The sequence below is a fragment of the Christiangramia sp. genome, assembly GCF_029937855.1.
In the GTDB taxonomy this organism is placed as follows: Bacteria; Bacteroidota; Bacteroidia; order Flavobacteriales; family Flavobacteriaceae; genus Christiangramia.
In genome coordinates, this window is record NZ_JAPYPC010000008.1 from 64,392 (window position 1) to 81,643 (window position 17,252).

General features: G+C 36.1%; 17 protein-coding genes. 6 read left to right on the top strand and 11 right to left on the bottom strand.

Annotated features, from left to right (window positions below):
* Positions 1 to 537: an ATP-binding protein gene (locus Q1K34_RS06400; RefSeq protein WP_300436049.1), complete on the bottom strand. Its 537-nt coding sequence runs from the start codon at positions 535 to 537 to the stop codon at positions 1 to 3.
* 82 nt (positions 538 to 619) lie between these two features.
* Between Q1K34_RS06400 and Q1K34_RS06405 the strand changes: the two genes are divergently transcribed.
* From Q1K34_RS06405 to murA, 3 genes are all read left to right on the top strand, one after another.
* Positions 620 to 913 (top strand): DUF493 family protein, encoded by a 294-nt coding sequence (locus Q1K34_RS06405; protein ID WP_300436052.1) that lies wholly within the window; start codon positions 620 to 622, stop codon positions 911 to 913.
* Between the two features lie 100 nt (positions 914 to 1,013).
* A complete protein-coding gene (locus tag Q1K34_RS06410) occupies positions 1,014 to 1,652 on the top strand; it encodes a DUF4290 domain-containing protein (RefSeq protein ID WP_300436054.1) in 639 nt (212 codons plus the stop codon).
* 15 nt (positions 1,653 to 1,667) lie between these two features.
* Positions 1,668 to 2,981: a UDP-N-acetylglucosamine 1-carboxyvinyltransferase gene (gene murA / locus Q1K34_RS06415; protein ID WP_300436056.1), complete on the top strand. Its 1,314-nt coding sequence runs from the start codon at positions 1,668 to 1,670 to the stop codon at positions 2,979 to 2,981.
* Positions 2,982 to 3,051: 70 nt separating this feature from the next.
* On the opposite strand, the gene Q1K34_RS06420 is transcribed toward murA, so the two are convergent.
* Positions 3,052 to 4,515, bottom strand: a complete 1,464-nt coding sequence (locus tag Q1K34_RS06420) for a TonB-dependent receptor (RefSeq protein ID WP_300436059.1) — start codon at positions 4,513 to 4,515, stop codon at positions 3,052 to 3,054.
* Positions 4,516 to 4,619: 104 nt separating this feature from the next.
* On the opposite strand from Q1K34_RS06420, the gene Q1K34_RS06425 reads away from it, so the two are divergent.
* A complete protein-coding gene (locus tag Q1K34_RS06425) occupies positions 4,620 to 5,381 on the top strand; it encodes an MBL fold metallo-hydrolase (protein ID WP_300436061.1) in 762 nt (253 codons plus the stop codon).
* 1 nt (position 5,382) lies between these two features.
* Positions 5,383 to 5,880, top strand: coding sequence for a hypothetical protein (locus tag Q1K34_RS06430; RefSeq protein ID WP_300436062.1), 498 nt, complete (start codon positions 5,383 to 5,385; stop codon positions 5,878 to 5,880).
* Here Q1K34_RS06430 and Q1K34_RS06435 read toward each other — a convergent pair.
* From Q1K34_RS06435 to Q1K34_RS06475, 9 genes are read right to left on the bottom strand one after another with little or no spacing between them, the layout of a single operon-like run.
* The gene (locus tag Q1K34_RS06435) at positions 5,877 to 6,533 is read right to left on the bottom strand and encodes an alpha/beta fold hydrolase (RefSeq protein WP_300436064.1); all 657 of its coding nucleotides are present in this window, start codon (positions 6,531 to 6,533) and stop codon (positions 5,877 to 5,879) included. The two genes, Q1K34_RS06430 and Q1K34_RS06435, sit on opposite strands and share 4 nt — an antisense overlap.
* A complete protein-coding gene (locus tag Q1K34_RS06440) occupies positions 6,533 to 6,856 on the bottom strand; it encodes a hypothetical protein (protein ID WP_300436067.1) in 324 nt (107 codons plus the stop codon). The genes Q1K34_RS06435 and Q1K34_RS06440 overlap by 1 nt, the downstream gene beginning before the upstream one ends.
* A 10-nt stretch (positions 6,857 to 6,866) precedes the next feature.
* Complete coding sequence (locus Q1K34_RS06445) at positions 6,867 to 8,117, bottom strand: dihydroorotase (RefSeq protein ID WP_300436070.1); 1,251 nt, start codon at positions 8,115 to 8,117, stop codon at positions 6,867 to 6,869.
* A complete protein-coding gene (locus Q1K34_RS06450) occupies positions 8,114 to 10,033 on the bottom strand; it encodes a BatA domain-containing protein (RefSeq protein WP_300436071.1) in 1,920 nt (639 codons plus the stop codon). The genes Q1K34_RS06445 and Q1K34_RS06450 overlap by 4 nt, the downstream gene beginning before the upstream one ends.
* A gap of 49 nt (positions 10,034 to 10,082) precedes the next feature.
* Positions 10,083 to 11,285 (bottom strand): GAF domain-containing sensor histidine kinase, encoded by a 1,203-nt coding sequence (locus Q1K34_RS06455; protein WP_300436074.1) that lies wholly within the window; start codon positions 11,283 to 11,285, stop codon positions 10,083 to 10,085.
* 59 nt (positions 11,286 to 11,344) lie between these two features.
* Positions 11,345 to 12,562, bottom strand: a complete 1,218-nt coding sequence (locus tag Q1K34_RS06460; RefSeq protein WP_300436077.1) for a GAF domain-containing sensor histidine kinase — start codon at positions 12,560 to 12,562, stop codon at positions 11,345 to 11,347.
* Between the two features lie 57 nt (positions 12,563 to 12,619).
* Positions 12,620 to 13,390, bottom strand: a complete 771-nt coding sequence (locus tag Q1K34_RS06465; RefSeq protein ID WP_300436210.1) for a TIGR02757 family protein — start codon at positions 13,388 to 13,390, stop codon at positions 12,620 to 12,622.
* Positions 13,391 to 13,410: 20 nt separating this feature from the next.
* On the bottom strand, positions 13,411 to 14,070 hold the full coding sequence (locus Q1K34_RS06470) for an ABC transporter ATP-binding protein (protein ID WP_300436080.1): 660 nt from the start codon (positions 14,068 to 14,070) through the stop codon (positions 13,411 to 13,413).
* Between the two features lie 52 nt (positions 14,071 to 14,122).
* A complete protein-coding gene (locus Q1K34_RS06475) occupies positions 14,123 to 16,561 on the bottom strand; it encodes a DUF5916 domain-containing protein (RefSeq protein ID WP_300436083.1) in 2,439 nt (812 codons plus the stop codon).
* Positions 16,562 to 16,706: 145 nt separating this feature from the next.
* On the opposite strand from Q1K34_RS06475, the gene msrA reads away from it, so the two are divergent.
* On the top strand, positions 16,707 to 17,249 hold the full coding sequence (gene msrA / locus Q1K34_RS06480) for a peptide-methionine (S)-S-oxide reductase MsrA (RefSeq protein WP_300436213.1): 543 nt from the start codon (positions 16,707 to 16,709) through the stop codon (positions 17,247 to 17,249).
* The last annotated feature ends 3 nt before the right edge of the window (positions 17,250 to 17,252 follow it).

Below are 17,252 nucleotides of genomic sequence, written 5' to 3' on the forward strand. Positions count from 1 at the left end.
TTATTCTATCTTATCTAAAATAAAATTAGTACGATCTTCCACCTTTAACTTTGGAACTTCAATCGGCTCATAACCGTACCTCTTATAGGTAGAATAAAGATAAGACGAAATTTTTAAGGCTTCTTCGAAACTTTCATAGCGCTCATTGTCGCTAATATAAATTTCCTTCCAGGGTGGAAGTATAAAGACCTTATCATAGCGATTGTTTTGACAGGTTTTCTCAAAAACTTGAGGATACTCTGTATTAAAATAATCCATATAAGCGACGACATCTGGTAAGCCACGATCTAAAAATATATGGTCTGATCCAAATTCTGATGCCTCCGTGTATTGTTTCAGCCGGCCTTCTAACAGTTTTTCACTGAACAGTAAGGGTTTTTCTAGAAACAACTGGGCAATTCCTTCTTTTTGCGCTTCCAGTGTAACCTGCCTGGAGATTTCATGAAGACATTTTTCACCCTTTTCTTCCAACTTATGGATAATGGATGATTTTCCTGTTCCCGGTCCTCCGGTAATGACAATCTTTCTGTTTTTCACGCAACAAATTTCGACAATTGAATTTGATTATAAAAATGGGATCATTCCTTGTATCTTTGCCAGGAAAAGAAGGAGAAAAATTATGAGTGAATCAAAGAACCCGGAAGAATTTTACGCAAACCTTAAAAAGCAACTTCAGGATACGGCCCTGTGGCCCTCAGAATATTTATACAAATTCATTGTTCCTACCAAAGGAGATAAGGTAGATGAAGTACAGGCTATTTTTAATGATATGGGAGCGGTAATAGAAAACAAACAATCCAAGAAAGGTACTTATACCAGTGTTTCCATTAATGTTAGGATGAAAAATCCTGATGCTGTTATTGAAAAGTATAAAGAAGTAGCAGAAAAAGTTGAGGGCGTCATCTCTCTTTAACTTGTGTATAAAAGAACCTTTTTGTTGTGCATCTTTCGTAATATTTAGTATTTTGCAGGCAGGAGTAAACTTCAATAAATTACCTAATTAAACTTCAATTTTGACAAACGCATTAGAATATAACTCTGAAAGGAGTAAACTGATAATTCCCGAGTATGGAAGACATCTTCAGAAAATGGTGGAACACACTGTGAGTATTGAGGATGATAAAGAAAGAAATAAGGTGGCAAATTCCATCATTGCGGTCATGGGAAATATGAATCCGCATTTGCGAGATGTGCCCGATTTTCAGCATAAACTTTGGGACCAGTTATTTATTATTAGTGATTTTAAACTCGATGTAGAATCACCCTTTCCAAAACCAACTAAAGAGATGTTGGCAGAAAGACCAGAAATGCTTGAATATCCGGAAAACAATCCTAAATACAGGTTTTACGGAAACAATATCAAGCGCATGATTGATGCTGCTAAAGATTATGAAGAAGGCGATTTTAAAGAGGCGCTTGTGCTCACTATAGCAAATCACATGAAGAAGTCTTATCTTAACTGGAACAGGGATTCTGTAGATGACGAAGTGATCTTTAATCATCTTAAAGAGCTTAGCAATGGTAAGATTACCGTTAAGAATATAGATGAAGATCTAAGTCAGGCTTCAGATCTAATTCGAGGAGGAGGAAAGAAAAAATACTCCAAAAGCAAAAAGAATACTGGCCGTAAAGGAGGTCGCAAACGCCACTAAACTCAAGAAATTTTAATGGGAACTTTTCAAATTGAAGGCGGTCATCGTTTGAGCGGGGAGATTCAGCCCCAGGGAGCAAAAAACGAAGCACTGCAAATTTTATGTGCCGTTTTGTTAACAGAAGAGACGGTGACGATCCACAACATTCCGAATATACTTGATGTAAATAAGTTGATCAACCTTCTCAAAAATCTTGGGGTAAAGGTTGAAAATACAGGAAAAGGCAGCTATACCTTTAAAAGTGATACACTTGATATGGACTACCTCAATAGTGAGCAGTTCAAAGTAGATGGCGGAGGTCTTAGAGGTTCTATAATGATTGTGGGCCCCATGTTGGGAAGATTCGGAAAAGGTTTTATTCCTAAGCCCGGGGGCGATAAGATTGGTAGAAGAAGGCTGGATACACACTTCGAGGGTTTTATGAAACTCGGTGCCGATTTTAGGTATAATAAAGAGGAAAGGTTTTATGGGGTAGAGGCGCCAAACGGGTTAAAAGGTGATTATATGCTGTTGGAAGAAGCTTCGGTTACCGGAACAGCGAATATTGTCATGGCTGCTGTCCTGGCGAAAGGAACTACTACCATTTATAACGCTGCCTGTGAACCTTATTTACAGCAATTATGTGGTATGCTGAATTCTATGGGGGCTAATATCAGTGGAGTAGGCTCTAATTTACTCACGATTGAAGGAGTAGAAAAACTAGGTGGCTGCGAACATACGATCTTACCCGATATGATCGAAATTGGCTCATGGATAGGGCTGGCTGCAATGACCAAAAGTGATATCACGATAAAGAACGTCAATTGGCAAATGTTGGGTATTATTCCAACAACTTTTAGAAAGCTAGGAATTACAGTAGAAAAGAAAGGGGATGATATTCATATTCCTGCTCATGAAAATGGTTATGAAGTACAAAATTTTATTGATGGTTCTATTATGAATATTAGTGATGCTCCATGGCCTGGGTTTACCCCGGATCTTTTGAGCATTATGCTGGTAGTGGCCACGCAGGCCAGAGGTAGCGTTCTAATACATCAAAAGATGTTTGAAAGCCGATTATTTTTCGTGGATAAATTGATTGATATGGGTGCAAAGATCATACTTTGTGATCCGCATAGAGCTACTGTTATTGGTCACGATTTTAAGTCGCAATTAAAGGCTACTACTATGACTTCACCAGATATTAGGGCGGGTATTTCCTTATTGATAGCAGCACTCTCAGCTAAAGGAACTTCTACTATTCATAATATTGAACAAATAGATAGAGGATACGAGCATATCGTAGAGCGCTTGAAAGGAATTGGAGCGAAAATTACAAGATTGGATTAATTTCTATACTTCAATAAATAAAAAAAGCTGCTATTTAAAGCAGCTTTTTTAATATTCATATAACTCTAAGCTACACTTCTTCAGTCTTTGCTTTCGCTTTATTTTCTTTATAATGAAAGAGATTTTTATCCTTGATCATTGCGGCTGTTTTTTCAGGCAGCATTTCTTCCCAGCCTTCTTCTCCCTCAGAAATCATTTTTAAAACCTCTCTGGAGTATACATTCAGGGTGTCAGGATTATAATCTTCAATATCCTCTACACGTCCGTTGTATTTGAAGAATTTATAAAGTTCCTTCATTCTAGGATGTACTTTTAAGCTATCGCTTGTGGTAATTTCTCCCGTTTCAGGATCTTTAAGAGGATAAAGGTAAACTTTCAGATCTTTAAAGAATAGTTTTCCAAAAGCTTCAAGAATGCCTCCACTTAAGTGTCGATAATACTTTTCGTCAAATACATCTATCAAATTTTGAACCCCCATGGTAAGACCCATTCTCTGCTTGGAATATCTTGAAAAATATTCTACCACTTTAAAGTATTCCTGGAAGTTGGATATCATAACCGTCTGTCCCAGTGAGCAAAGCAATTCAGCACGATCCATGAAATCCCTTTCATCAATTTCTCCTTCGGCTCTTAAATTTGATAAAGTGATTTCAAAAATGATTTCAGTATTCTCTTCAGAAACCTTGCTTTCATTTAAAAATAATTCCTTGGAGCGCTGGTACATATCCATATTCACCTTGGTAACGGGTCTAAAGCTACCTCTCAAAGCAAGAATATTCTTTTTATATAGGATCTTTGCAGGAAGCACATTGTTACCATCAGGACCAAACATCACCGCTTCGGTCATTCCGTTTTTAACCAACTGAAGGCTCATAAGCCTGTTATCAACATTTTCAAATCTTGGACCTGAAAAGTTGATAGTATCAATTTCAATTTGGTCTTTATCTATATGATCGTATAGATATCTAAGTAGTTTTTTTGGATTATCGTATTTGTAATAAGCACCATAAATTAGATTAACACCAAGAATTCCCAGGGTATTTTGCTGGTGCCTTGCATCGTTCTCGTGAAACCTAATATGGAGTAATATTTCATTATAATCTTCTCCCGGTTCCACCTGATATCGAATTCCTACCCAACCGTGGCCCTTATATTTTTTAGCAAAATCTATGGTTGCCACAGTATTGGCATAGGTGAAAAATAATTTATTAGGATGTTTTTCACGGGAAATCCTTTCTTCTATAAGTCCTGTCTCATGAGACAGCATTTTCTTGAGTCTTGCTTCAGTAACGTAGCGACGGTCATTCTCAACTCCATAAATCGCGTCACTAAAATCTTTGTCATAAGCGCTCATAGCCTTGGCAATAGTGCCAGAAGCACCTCCAGCACGGAAAAAGTTACGGACCGTTTCCTGGCCTGCCCCAATTTCTGAAAATGTTCCGTAGATATTTTCATTTAAATTGATGCGAAGCGCTTTGCTATTAATTGAAGGAACATTTTCAAATTCCTTATCGCCCATTATAGTAATTGGCATATTTTTCCTTTTAAATCAACAATTTAGTTTGTGTCCTTCAAAAGTACTAAAAGCGGTAGGCATACAAAAAAATATATTTACTTTTGTGCTAAAAATAACACGGCTTGGACGTAACATTTTTAGGAACAGGAACATCTCAGGGCATTCCAATCATTGGAAGTGAACATCCGGTATGTCTTAGTGAAGACCCAAAAGACAAAAGGCTTCGTGTATCTGTGCTTATAAGCTGGAAAGATTTAAATATTCTTATAGATTGTGGGCCCGACTTCAGGCAGCAAATGCTGGCAAATAAAGTAAAAAAACTGGATGCTATTTTTTACACCCACGAGCATAACGATCATACCGCAGGACTTGACGATATACGGCCTTTCTTTTTTAGACAGGGGGATATCCCGGTATTTGCCCATGCAAGAGTTTTGAATGCTTTGAGAAAAAGGTTCGATTATATTTTTACCACAGAGAATAAGTATCCCGGCGCTCCCGGTGTCACTGAAAATATAATAGAAAATAAGCCATTTAATTTTCATGGCTTAACGGTCACGCCGATCGAGTTCATGCATAATAGGCTTCAGGTGTTTGGATTTAGAATGGAGGATTTTGCCTATTTAACTGATTTGAAGACCATTGAACAACAGGAAGTGGAGAAGTTAAAGGATTTAAAGGTACTTGTGATAAGCGCCCTTAGAATCGAACCACACCATTCTCATTTCAATTTAAAAGAAGCTTTGGAATTTATAAAAGAGGTGCAGCCGGAGAAGGCTTATCTCACACATATAAGCCATATGCTTGGGTTTCATGAAGAAGTGGAGAAAAAGCTTCCCACAAATGTGCATCTCGCTTACGATAATTTAAAAATAACGGTTTAGAATGCGTAATAAGATATTGATGTATCTGTTTATTTTTACTCTTTTGTTTTGCATTTTCATTTATGTGAACGATAAAAGGATACTTGATTCGAAACAGGAAAAGATAGAATATCTTCAGACAAAATTAGCAGAAGCAGAAGCTAATGCTGAAAGTTCCGGGATTAACTCAGAGAATGAGGATTATTTCAGTCTTGAGAATAACGAAGATGCCATAAGCTATTTTGAGAATAAAGAAATTTACACAGAAGATCTCATTCTTAATATTGAAGATGCCATTATTAGTAAGAATAAAGTAGGAGAAGATAATCCTCTGGTGCCGATGGACGGAATGGAAGGGGATATGCGCATTAATAAAATAAAAGTATTAAACCATAAATGGATAATTGCTGATTTCACCGACGGCAGCTTTTGGGGAGAAGTTTTTTTAAGTTATGAGATTTCAGATGAGGGGGAAATCCAATTTTTTCCTGAAAAGTCGTTCTTGTATCCGCAGTTCTAAAGTCGTTTCATAAGCCATTGCCTTAACTCAAAAAAGTTTTGTGGGGCAACACCATGGCCTACAGGAAATTCTGAATAAGAGTTTTGAATTCCCAATTGATCTAGAAAAGGTTTGGTCTTCCTTGCCCAATCTACCGGGATCACCTGATCTGCTGAGCCGTGGGAGCAATAAAATTTCAAATTTGAAAAATCATTATTTTCGAATCCTTTTTTGATAATTCCCTGATTTACATACCCGCTTAAAGCGATCACATTTTTGATCTTTTCAGGATAGGAAAGCGCTACGGCATAACTGAGAATACTTCCCTGGCTAAATCCAAGAAGATTGATATTTTTGCTATCTACCGGATATTTTTCAATAATTTCATCTATAAAATCCCGTATAGTTTCTCTGGAAGCAATTGCCTGCACATCATCACTGAATTTACCATCATTATTGTCCCAATGTATCGCATACCAGGCATTACCGTAGGGCTGCATTGTATAAGGGGCCTTAGCGGAAATAACAAAAAGTTCCTCCGGTAGTTCTTCAGCAAATGAAAAAAGATCATTTTCATCACTACCATAGCCGTGAAGCAGTATTAAAACCGGTGCTTTGGTGATTTCTATTTTTGGTTTTCTTATTATGTGTTGAAGGGAAAATTCTGTAGTCATTATGAAATTGTACTAAACCATTTTTGAAATAGAGGGCCCAGAAAAGGTACCTCCCGTGTTTCTCCTTTAATTGCAGTTATAAGACCATAACCCCATAAAACAATAAAACAGAGATAAAAAGCACCAATAATAAATGCCTGATCAAATAAGCCCATCAGGGCTCCAATGAGATAAAAAGTAATATTGATACCAAAAGCCTGCCTTATATGAAAACTGGCAAATCTTTCTTTCGTATCCAGGTTCATAAAATAAGCGATGATAGTTCCTATAATGGTGATATAGGCGACAATAGCAGTAGTTTTTCCCTGTGAGCTTACTTTCATTGTATACTATTTATTTAAGCACGGTCCCTTGTTGCGTGATCACTCCAATAGACCTTCCTTTTAATTCCTTGTTTAAAAATATACTATTCTTAGAAGATGAAATGATATCTTTTTGGGTGAAAGTATAGGTTTCACCTGGAACAAATAAGCTGAGATCCACCGGTTCACCTTCCTTAATTTCGTATTCTTTGATATTGAACCTTTTTTTACCCTTGGCTAAAAAACTTACGGCATCTTCAGTATCAAATATTTTGCAAAGGGCACCAAATGCCGATTCCAGGCCAATGCTTCCGTAGAGGGCATTATCGAATTCTACTTTTTTATGCTCCACGTCTATTGGGTTGTGATCTGTGGTTACCATATCTATAGTTCCATCCTTAAGTCCTTTTATAAGCGCTTTTACATCTTTTTTAATTCTTAGTGGCGGTAACACTTTTGAGTTTGCGTCAAAGTCTTTTAGTTCGTCATCTGTCAATACCAGGTTATGGATAGCTACGCTACAACTTACATCCAGACCCTTTTTCTTTGCTTCTTTGATCAGCTTTACTGATTTTTCGGTAGAAATGGTAGGAATATGAAGTTTCCCGCCGGTATACTCCAATAAATACAGATCCCGGGTGATTTGAAGTTCTTCCGCAAGATTTGGAATACCTTTTAATCCAAGAGAAGTACTATTTTCCTGTTCATTCACCATCCCGTTGCCGGCAATTCTGTTTTCCTGAGGAAAGCTTTGTATAAGCGCATCAAAATTCTGGGCATATTGCAAGGCAATTTTCAGTAGATTTGGGTTGCGCAGAGGCAGTTTATAATCACCAAAGCTTATAGCTCCAGCCTCTTTCATATCCAGCAATTCTGCCAGGTCTATTCCTTCACTTTTAACACTTAAGGCACCTACAGGATAAAGTTGTACAGGATGATTGGCAGCTTTTGCTTTTACTGCTGAAATACTGCCGCTATGGTCTAAAACAGGATAGGTATAAGGATTTAAGGCAACACCCGAAAAACCAGATTTACCGGCTGTTTCCAATCCGTTTGCTATGGTTTCCCTATCCTCATAACCAGGTTCTCCAAAACTTACACTACTATCAAACCAGCCCCGGGAAACATGAAGATTTTTAATATTAATTTCCTTATCTGCATCCTCATTCAGGTTTTTTCCTATTTTTTTAATAATTCCTTTATCTATAAAAATATCCAGTTTCTTCTTGTGGAAACCTGATGTTTTATCAAGGATCGTAACCGATTTTAAGAGTAGCTTCATTTGAAGAATTTTATAAGTAGCATTTCAATTGCTATAAAAATCAGGGCAAAAATAACAAACCATTTCCAAAGTGCCGTAATTTGTACTGCTGCATTTATTTCAGAAAAATACTCTGCAACAGAATTATAGATTTTCAGATTATTCTCTTCAGATATTTCGGTATAAGTGAGGTTGCTTTCACTTCTGTCATAGTTCAAACTAATATTTGCAATAGGAGAGGAGCTATTGGTTACCGCATAATTTCCCGCCTCCAGGGATATACTATTAAGCTTGATCTCTACCCTGTTGCTAAAGTTTTGTTGTTGCGGGATAATATCAATGTCCTTCTTTGTGATGTGTAGCACATTATCTTTACCAATTTCTACAGCGATATCTACGGTGGTTTTTTGGTCTGTTTGGTAGTACAACCGATTATTTTTCAGTGCTTCGAGTCCAATTTGATATAATACCGGTACGATCAATGGCGAATTGATAAAGTTGGAGTTTTTATTATTCAAAGCTGCCGTAAATAAATATACCTGATTTGAGCCGATAAGAAAGGGATGGTTATCCTGGTATCTTAAAATAGCATTGGTAGACGCTGAGTTGAAAGACGAGAGCACTAGGGGATAATCAAAGTTCTCTGTCCTTTCTTCAAAAACGCCCTCCAATAATGGGTGATCGTAGACGATGTTGGTAATTAATCTTTCTGTTTCAATTTTTTGGCTTAACAAGGGCAAATCAAACTCATTTAAAATCTGGTTGTAATCATTGGCTTCTTCAGGCGGAATAATAATCAGGGAGGCCCCATTATCCCAGGTATTTTTCAAATTAATTGTAAGCGAAGGAGAAATTTGGTCAATTTCATTTAAAATAATCAGGTTTGCTGAATTTAATTTATTAAAATCTATTTGATCTGAAGTGAAAATAGAAGTTTCAAACTCAGGTTCCGTATAGATCTTTTTGAGAAATTGTGAATTTATATCATCTGAAATAATCACTGTTTTTATGGGCTGATTTTCAGCGATATTGAAAAAAAGTTTATTGTCATAACGAAGTCCTGCATCTTCAATTTCTATCCGGCCATTACTGATTTTTTCATTTTGTAGTCTGAAATTAATAGTTGCCATGCCGTCTTTAAAATTCTCTATCGCACTACGACCGAGCAATTGTTCATTATTAAATACAGAAATACTCACTGGATTTTTTATTGTCCCGTGAGATTTTAGCTGAATGTTTAGAGAAAAACTTTCAGGATTTGAATCTCCTATATAGGCACTATCCAGATTTACATTGGGTGTTGTTGGAGGCTGTGTATGAATAAAATTATGATTAAAATCAGCTTTATTTATTTCTGAAGCTACACCAAGCCGGGTTTGAAAGTCTGAGATGATAAGCAGTTCATTTTCAGTATTTTTTTTATCCCTGAAATAATTCTCGGCTTTTAAATTTATCTGTCTTAGATCAAGCTGTTTATCTGTAAATTCAATTTCCTGAAGATTCTTTTTTAGCTCTGATGTAGAAAGGTTAAAATAGTTTTGATCATTAGTGAAAAATCCGTAACTATTTTCAGGTTTTAGATGCTCTAATAATCCGTTTACAGCATTTTGTAGCAGGGTGTTTTGATCAGAAGCCTGCATGCTGAAAGAATTGTCTAGGTATATTAGCGTACTGGAGTCCTTTAAAGCCTTATTGCTAGCAGGAATATAAGGTTGCGCGAAAGCGAGGACAAGGCAGGTAATTAATAAAAGACGGGTAATAAGGATCAGGAATTTCTTTAACTGCGAACTTTTGCGTGTTTCCTGAATGACTTTTTTCAGAAACTTTACATTGGTGAAATCTTCTTTCTGAAATTTTCTAAGTCGGAATAAATGAACAATCAGCGGAATAATCAATAGGATCAACGCATAGAGTAATTCCGGATGTTCAAAATGCATATTCAGAAATAAGGTTTCTCAAATATAGAAAATGAAAAGAGAATGCGTACTATAACCTTTTTATATGAAATTTAAAATTGCTTCCTTTTCCAGCTTCCGACTCTAAAGAAATACTTCCACCCATAGACTCGATGAGTTTCTTTACCGTGGCAAGGCCTATCCCGCTTCCCAGGTTTCCATCCCGATCTGGAGTTTCGAGAGTAGTAAATAAACTAAAAATCTCTGTAGCTTTTTCTTTAGGAATACCGTTGCCGTTATCTTTTACCTCAAAAGAATAGTATCTTTCATTTTTGGAGAATCTAATGTCTACTTTTCTCAGATCCTTATTGTTATATTTTAAAGCATTGCTGATTAGGTTCATAAAAACCTGGGATAACGCAGCTTTATTAACATTGTGAAGCATAACATCATCTGGATAGGTAATTTCTATGTCGTCTGAAACCTGATAAAGATCTATAATTCCTTTTAAAAGCTTTCTGAGATCTACGTTGGTGTAATCCTTTTCCATTACATGATCACTGCGATAGAAGCTTAGAATTCCATCAATATAATTTCTGAGTGAATAGGAGGATTCTACTAAAAACTCGAGATATTGTTCAGTGTCTTCATTCAACTTGCCTTTATTTTCGTCCTTTAACAGTTCACTTAAAGAAATAATATTGGCAAGAGGTGATTTAAGATCATGCGAAACCATACTGGCGAATTTTTCAAGTTCCCTGTATTTTTCTTTTAATTTCTTCTGTACCTCGTATAGTTTATTTTTTTGTTTCCTAAATTCAAAGAGTTTTAAAGTTTGCTGGGCTAAGGCCTTCAAAGATCGCTGCTGTTCTTCTGACAGTTTTTTCTCTTCAGTATCAAAAATGCAAAAAACTGCGATAGCATGCCCTTGAGGATTATAAAGGGGTACGCCTGCGTAAAAAGAAAATTCACGGTCATAGATACCTGTAGCTTTTTTAAAAACTTCTGGATCTTCAGAGCGATTTAAGATGAGTATAGGTTTTTCGCTATGGATAGCCTTGTCACAAAAGGAATTTTGCCTGCAGATTTCTTCAATATCAGCACCAAATACAGATTTGTTCCAAATCCTGTTCTTATCTACGATACTAATTTTTACTACAGGAACATTACAAATAACAGAGGCAAGAAACGTTAGATTATCATAATCTTCGTCTGGCCCGGAATTAAGGATATTGTACTCCTCCAAAGCAGCTCTTCTAAGCTTTTCATTGAAGGGAATTAATTTATGTTGCATGCCCCAATAGAATATTTTTAAAGTTATTTAAAAAAAAATAACTTTTACCTAAAAAAATCCTAATCTACTGTCGTGGGACGTTTTATAGTGAATTCAAAGATGGTTCCCTTATTTTCTTCTGAAGTTAAATTGATAGTCCCGCCAAGATTTTCAATCAATTTTTTAACCGTAGAAAGCCCTATTCCATGACCTTTCTTGCCTCGTCTATCTTTTTTCGCCGCAGTGGCAAATAGTTCGAAAATTTTATTTTGCTCCTCTAGCGGGATGCCTATTCCATTATCTTTTATACTAAAGTTGAAGAATTCACGGTTTTCTGTGCAATCTATATCAATAATAATATGTTCATTATTATTATACTTCAGACTGTTACTTATTAAATTCATGAAAATCTGCCCCAGGGCGGAGCTATTTCCGTAAAGTTTTAAATTATTGTCTGGTAGATTAATTTCGCAGTTTTCTGCTATTTGTAGTAGGTCTATAATATCTTCCAGCAGGTCATTTAGGAAGAAGTCTTCATTATTGAGAGTTTGGGAACTATTGCTGGAATAATGATCTAAAATTCCGCTTATATAATCGCTGAGGGTAAGTCCGGAATGTTTTAGGTAATTAATATACTCAAGCCCTTGCTCATCCAGTTGACTGGCATATTTAACTTTCAGCATATCTGCCGTCAGGATCATATTAGCCAAAGGCATTTTAAGATCATGGGAGACTGTACTGGCGAATTCAGCGAGAATTTTATTATTCTCCTTTAATTCATGTTTTAGCTCTTCTAGAATTTTATTTTTTCTACGCGATTCAATTAACATCTCTACCTGTTTCCCAAGTGCTTTTAATGCGATCTTCTGATCTTCGTCTAAATGATGTTCTTTAGAATCGTATACGCAAAGGGTTCCCATAGGTAAACCTTTATTGTCTAAGATTGATATTCCTGCATAATATTTTATAGACGCATCGCTAGTCACAAACGGATTATCCTCAAATCTGGCATCTTTGGTGGCGTTTGGAATCTCCAGGAGCATATTGGGCTCTAATATGGTATGTCCGCAAAAAGAATCTTCCCTACTTGAACCTGCAAGATCGGTTCCATGTTTAGATTTAAACCAGTTGTGTTCTGAACCTATAATATTTACAACAGCGATGGGCGTTTCGCAGATATAACTTGCAAGTTTGGTTATATTGTCATACGCCTCTTCCGGTAAACTATTAATAATGTCTAATTCCCTTAGGGAATCCAACCTTTTTAATTCATTAATAGGTACAGCAGGATTGATCATTTAAGATAAAAAATTAAAGAGAGTAAAATAACTTAAATTTTATGAGAATTCCAAAGTCTAAAAATTGCCCTTTTCAAAGACACCCAGCCCAAAGAGAGCAAAATCGTATTTTACAGGGTCACTGGCATCCATTCTTCTCAAATTGTTATCTAATTCAGCTAAAGCTTTAGAATCGTTCATTTTTCGATTCAGTATACCCAATTTCCTTGCCACGTTTCCAGAATGAACATCTAGAGGACAGGAAAGTTGTGCTGAAGACAAACTATTCCACAATCCAAAATCGACTCCTTTTTTATCATTTCTTACCATCCATCTAAGAAACATATTAATGCGTTTTGCTGCTGAATTTTTTAATGGATCACTCACATGTTTCTCGGTTCTTTTTTGATGAGGCAGTTCAAAAAAAGCCTTTTTAAAATGATGAATAGCGGGTTGTAAACTGGTTTTACTAGCATTTATATGGAAGATATTTTCCAATCCCCTATGATTTAAATAAATGTTTTTTAAAGCCTGAATAAAATATTTAAGATCTTCAGCATTGAAAGTTCTATGTACAAAACCATCCAGGCTATTTAAATCGCTCTCCTGATGGTTTATAACGAAATCATAAGGACTCATATCCATTAAGTCCATGAGTTTCCTGGAGTTTTTCAAAATACTTTTTCTATTACCCCAGGCAATAGTTGCGGTCAAAAAACCAGCGATCTCAATATCTTCTTTTCTGTGGAATAAATGTGGAATTTGTATAGGATCTGAGGTGATAAATTCAGGAGTATTATATTGTTCTACTTTGAAATCGAGGAAGTTTTTTAGTTCAGATTTGTTCAAAAAACTCATTTTTTTTCAGATTAAACAATTTCTCCGTCTACCATGGTAAGTTTTCGGTCGGCCATATTCGCAAGTTCTTCATTATGGGTTACGATAACAAAAGTCTGATTAAACTCATCCCTTAACCGAAAGAATAATTTATGGAGGTTTTCAGCAGATTCACTATCCAGGTTTCCTGAAGGCTCATCAGCAAAAATGACCGCCGGATTATTGATAAGGCTTCTGGCAACCGCAATTCGTTGTTGTTCACCACCACTAAGTTCCCCGGGTTTATGGGAGGCTCTGTTTTCAAGGCCAAGAAAACTGAGCAATTCCATAGCTCTTTTTTCTGCTTCTTTTCTGGAAGTTTTATGGATATAAGCAGGAATGCAAATATTTTCCAAAGCGGTAAATTCTGGTAATAATTGATGGAACTGAAATATAAAACCTATGTGTTTATTCCTGAATTTTGAAAGCTCACGCGACTTTAAACCATAAATATTGGTTTTATTGATTTCTAAAGCAGAATCTTTTTTCTTTGATGGTTTATCCAGCGTCCCCATTATTTGGAGAAGGGTGGTTTTACCAGCTCCGGAGGCACCGACTATAGATACGATCTCACTCTTTTTTATATGAAGATCTACCGATTTTAATACGTGCAGGTCTCCGTAATATTTATGAATATTCTTGGCAACGATCATTTATGAGAAATAAGAGCACCGAAAATAGCCAAATTAGAGAGATTCCCCAAGTTTAACTATGGAATAAGTTCTTAAGCCTGTTGTAATCTATAAAATATACCACACGAAGGCTTAGATTATGCCTTGCCGGCTGTGCGAATAGGTTATCCAAACTTTCATCGAAGCCTAAATTACTTAGTTTATCTTCGTTAAAAATGGAATTTCTATATAATAAGACGGCTTCGCTTCCCGGGGCGAAACGCCATCTATAACTTAGATCCAGGTTCCAGATATTAAAATTGGCATCGGGATCATTATTAGCAGTTACCGTGTAATCTATTGGACTCAGTTTTCCCTGGTTTTTCAATTGGCTGTAGCCGTTTTCTGAAAAACTGGCGGTAGACCAGAAGTGTCTAAAACTTAGATTTAGACCCTGCCTGGTATTGAAATTATAAGTGCTGTCCAGAGAATTCTCAATACTTTTTTGATCCCTGAGTCCGAATATTATATTATCCCTGTTTCGGGATACAAAACTTGATCTGTCATTTTGATATGAATATTCAAATTCATAGATCATATTAAATTTTTCACTAAAACGATACCTGGGTTCTATACTAAGATTAAATTCGCTCTGAGAAACTTTATAGTACTTTTCAAAGTTAAGCCTAACATCATAGGCAAATGTTTTTCTATAATCTGTAGAAATAAAACCACGAACACTTCCAAAAGGTTTATAAATAACATAGGTGTCTGCTGCCCGTGGTTCAAAATAATCCCTGAATTCAGAATTAATATCCATGGAGCCGCCAAAAGCAAACCTTTCTTTGGTAATAGCAAAAAATTCTCCGCCAACTCCAGTGTTTACAGGAACATCAGGTTTATATCTTCTTAGATGTTGCCCGTAAAGACCTATTCTATAAGTATTATAATTTCCCGTAGGTTCAAAAATCCGGTAAGAAGTTGACCAAAAGAAGTTATTGTAATTAGTGGTGAAATTTATTCCAAGGTCATTAATATCGTAAGTTTCGTTTGCAAATTCATTCGTAAGTCCATATCGAATATTTCCTTTGGTTCTTTTTACGGAAAGGAGGGAGGCAAAACCGGTTTTATTCTGTTGTGGTAAATTAACATTACTCATTTTCGCCTGGCCCTCAAAATTGAAGGAGTTCTCCTTATTATATATATCAAATAAAAATCCAGTAACATTTCCATCCCTAAAATGACCATTTCTGGTCACGTTGGTATTGATCATTGTAATAGAAGAATTTTTATTAAATCGCTGATCCAGAACTAGAATATTATAATTCGCAAAAGATTCGGTTACTTTTCTTCTGATATTACCTGTGATAGTATCACGGAATATAGCTTCCTGTTTATTGGTAATTGCATTAAAAAAACCAATTCCAAGGCCTCTGTCTGTTCTACCGGATATTTTCAATGCATTTAATAAATCGGTCCTATCGGGGTTTTCAACTATTTCCTCATTCTCCAAAATTTGCGCCTGTGCTTTATTAAAACCAATGGGAGTGCTGCCAACCCTTCTGGAATAAAAAAGATCACCTTTGTTGAATAACTCTGTACCTTCAGTGAAGAAAGCCCGATTCTCTCCGAATACCTGCTCAAATGGTCCAAGGTTCAAAACAACTTCATCATAAGCCGTTTGTCCGAAGTCTGGAACCAGCGTCATGTCTAAAGTAAAGGAATCATTGATCCCGTATTTAAGATCCATGCCGGCGTTAAAATTAAAATCTGTACGGCCATCAAATTGATCTAAAACCAGAGAAGTGAAGGGATACAAACTCAGGCGTACAGGTGGGTCTATATTTGAAATACCTTTTAAAAGTCCAGTATACTGGCTAAACTGTCCAACAGATTTATTAACGTAGTTCCATACATACGTGGAATTTAAATGAGTGATTTCCCGGGCAAATTGAATTCCCCATTGTTGGTTTGGTTTCTCTGGAAACCTGAGTGCTGCGTATGGTATTTTTATTTCTACATACCATCCATCCTTATCTTCTGAAACAGCCGATTCCCAAACGAGATTATATGCAAAATCTTCGCTATTCCCCGTCATTCTCGCGTCGGCCTGGGTTCCGGCAGAGGTAACAATAAATCTTGTTTGGTTCTCGCCATCATCGTAAGTGTTAATATCCAGTAAAAAGAATTCAGATTGATTAATATTATCACGCTGCGTGAATTGTCTCATGATCTTCTCCGGCTGACTCTCTTTCATAAATGCTGCCACATAGATAGCCTCATCATCATAAAGTATTTTTGCAGTTGTCGCATGAGATTCAGGAATTTGATCACCATCGCCCGGCTCTAGCATAACAAAATTGTCTGCGCTTTCTACTTTCTGCCAAATATCCTCATTCGGAATTCCATCAATCTTTGGCGGAATTTCGATCTTTTCGGTAGTGTAAAACTTTCTTTCCTGTGGTAATTTTTGGGCATAAGAGAAAAAGCAGGAAATAAAGAGAACATAAAAAAAGATTCGATTTGTGGGCATTGATTGTTGAATTGTTAATTTAAAACCGACCAAATGTATTATTGTTATTACTAATGGACAAAATATTTCTTTAAAAACAAGTTAAACAGGGGTGGCTTTGTTTAGTAAAAAACTAAATTTGATAAACAAAAAAGAAATTGCTTTTATGGAAGATTTGGAATTGAAAAAAGCGACGCTTGCCGGAGGATGTTTTTGGTGCACAGAGGCAGTTTTTCAAAGATTGGAAGGAGTAGAGAAAGTGATCTCAGGTTTTACCGGTGGATCTATTAAAAATCCTGCATATCGTGAGATAATTACGGGAAGGACGGGACATGCGGAAGCGATAGAAATTGAATTTAATCCTACAAAAATAAGTTATGAGGAATTACTCTTAGTTTTTTTCTCCACGCACGATCCTACGACCCTTAATAGGCAACAAAATGATGTTGGTACCCAATACCGCAGTGCCATATTTTATCATGATGAAGAACAAAAGCTAAAAGCTGAAGAGGTTATTGCCCTTCTCGAAAAAGAAGAAATGTTTAAAAATCCTATTGTTACTGAAGTAAGTGAAGCATCAGCATTCTATCAAGCAGAACAGGAGCATCAGGATTTTTACAACCAGCATAGGCAACAACCCTACTGCCAGTATATAATTGATCCTAAGATCAATAAATTGAATAAATTATTTTCTGATAAATTGAAATAAAAC